Origin of the sequence: Bradyrhizobium sp., assembly GCF_016462955.1 — a bacterium.
Taxonomy (GTDB): Bacteria; Pseudomonadota; Alphaproteobacteria; order Rhizobiales; family Xanthobacteraceae; genus Bradyrhizobium.
On record NZ_JAEMSD010000741.1, the window covers coordinates 1 to 2,536 of the forward strand.

Annotated in this window: 2 protein-coding genes; both read left to right on the plus strand. The window is 64.2% G+C overall.

What is annotated here, in order from left to right; translation table 11 throughout:
* The first annotated feature begins 448 nt into the window (after positions 1 to 448).
* On the plus strand, positions 449 to 1,738 hold the full coding sequence (gene mtnK, locus JHD07_RS37680) for an S-methyl-5-thioribose kinase (RefSeq protein ID WP_291631417.1): 1,290 nt from the start codon (positions 449 to 451) through the stop codon (positions 1,736 to 1,738).
* A gap of 304 nt (positions 1,739 to 2,042) precedes the next feature.
* On the plus strand, positions 2,043 to 2,536 hold a 494-nt coding region (locus JHD07_RS37685), incomplete at its 3' end, for a thiamine phosphate synthase (protein ID WP_291631418.1).

The window sequence follows — 2,536 nt, forward strand, 5'->3', positions numbered from 1 at the left end:
CGCCCCCACCGAGCATGCCGCCGAGATTGCCGAGCACGCCTCCAAGCGGCTGCTGGCCGCCCCCGGACGCGCTGCCCCCCGCGCCCTTGAGGAGCTCAGCCAGCTTGTCGCGGTTCTGGTATCCGGCCATAGCCAGCATCGCCAGAAGTGCAGTCATCGAGGGCATTCCGCGGCTCATGGGCAGCTCCTTCAGAAGGTCAGGAACTCAAAACTGTCTCGGACGGATTGGGTTCCTCAATTCGCCGATCATGGCTCGCGACCAAGCGTCCCAGCGGGTTGCCGGGTGCCGATGACCGTGCGCCCATATCCTGCGCGCCGGCAAAGCGACGCTCCGGGTGGCGGACCGCTTTGATTGCGATTACGATCCGATCAAAAGAATGGCCGGGATCGGCTCGAGCTTGCGAGCAGATGGAGTAACGATCCGGCCCAGACACGGGATGGGATCGTCATGGACGGGGACCGGGCAGGGGACTACCGGATTTTGCACGAGGCGGACTTGCGGGACTATCTCGCAGGCTTGCCCGATATCGCCGCGCTCCTTGGCGGCGAACCGGCGTCCTGGGCGATCACCGAGGTCGGCGACGGCAATCTCAACCTCGTCTTCATCGTCAAGGGCGCGCGGGACGGCATCGCGGTGAAGCAGGCGTTGCCCTATGTCCGCCTCGTCGGCGAAAGCTGGCCGCTGCCGCTGTCGCGCGCGCATTACGAATATCTCGCGCTGTCCCGGCAGGCCCAGCTCGCGCCCGGCCTGGTGCCGGCCGTGTTGCACCATCACGATGCCCTGGCGCTGACGGTCATGGAGCTGCTCGAGCCCCATATCATCATGCGCAAGGGGCTGGTTGGGGCGAGGCAATATCCGCGCTTCGTCGACGACGTCACGACCTTCATGGCCATGACGCTGTTCTTCACCTCCGACCTCGCGGTCGCCGCGGCCGCGAAGAAGGAGGGGATCGCCGCCTTCGCCGGCAACCACGCGCTTTGCAAGATCACCGAAGACCTGATCTTCACCGATCCCTACCGCATCGCCGAGCAGAACCGCTGGACCGCGCCGTATCTCGACGGCCTGGCCGCGCAGCTGCGTGACGACATGGAGCTGCACGTCGCGGTCTGCCGGCTGAAGCTGAAGTTCATGGCAAGCCCCGAAGCGCTGCTCCATGGCGACCTCCACACCGGCTCGATCATGGTGACGGACAACGAGACGCGGGTGATCGATCCGGAATTTGCGTTCTACGGCCCGATGGGTTTCGACGTCGGCGCTGTCCTGGCCAATCTCCTGATGGCCTATTTCGCTTCCGCCGGCCACGAGCGCGCGGCGGGCGAACGGTCCGCCTTCGAGGGGTGGGTTCTGGAGACGGTCGATAAGGTCTGGAACGAGTTCGCCCGCAAATTCCTCGATCTCTGGCGCGCCGAAGCCACCGGCGACGCCTATCCCCCATCGCTGTTCACCGGTGACAGGGGCGCCGCGCGCCTCGAGGCCGAACGGCAGGCTTATATGCAGCGCCTGTTCACCGATGCCGTCGGATTCGCCGCCGCAAAGATCATCCGCCGTATCTTCGGTCTCGCCCACAACATCGACTTCGAGCTGATCGAGGATCCGCGACGGCGGGCGATCAGCGAAGCGCGCGCCGTGCGGCTCGCGCGCAAGATGATGGTGGATGCGCCGACGTTTCGCACGATCGCCGACGTCACTGGCGCTGCGCGAAATCTACGCGATTGGCAGCCGGAATTGTCCGGCTGAACCGGCCGCATGAGAGGAGCGACCTCCCCAGGTCTCGTTGGCCGCAATCTCGAAATCCGGGCTCGCTGCCGTCCCAGGGCGAGCGGAAATCATGTGATCGATCAGAGCATTATCGCACGGAACTCGGAGCGGACGCTTTGCGCACGAGCTGGCGAGGGTGCAGTCCCATTTGTGCCGAACATGCTGTGCCGTCGGTTAGCCGAGGACCTTGGACCGGATGTTTTCGTGCCACAGTTCGTCGTCATCTTGCGAGGAGCTGGCGGAAACCAGTTAACCTTTGACCGGGATCGAGCTACCGTTGCTCATGAAAAAGAACAAGACTTTCCGGCTTGTTCTGATCAAGCCGTCACACTACGACGACGATGGCTATGTCATTCGATGGTGGCGCGGCGGCCTGCCTTCGAATTCGCTGGCCTGCCTTTACGGCATCGCGCTCGATTGTCGCGAACGCGGGGTTCTCGGGCCCGATTGCAACATCGAGATCGACGCCATCGACGAAACCAACTGGAAGGTGCGGGTCGCGGATCTGGCGCGCGCGATCAAGGCCGCACTTGCAGGTTCCTTCGTGCCGCTTCTGATCAACGACCGCGTCGATGTCGCGCTCGCTGCGGGCGCCGACGGGGTGCATGTCGGATGGGACGACATGCCGGTCGCCGATGCGCGGCGTCTGCTCGGGCGGGAGGCCATTATCGGGCTCTCGATCAAAACCCGCGCGCAGATCGACGCGGCGCCGATCGACCTGCTCGACTATGTCTGTATCGGCGGCGTGTTCGAAACCTCATCGAAGGACAATAAGGA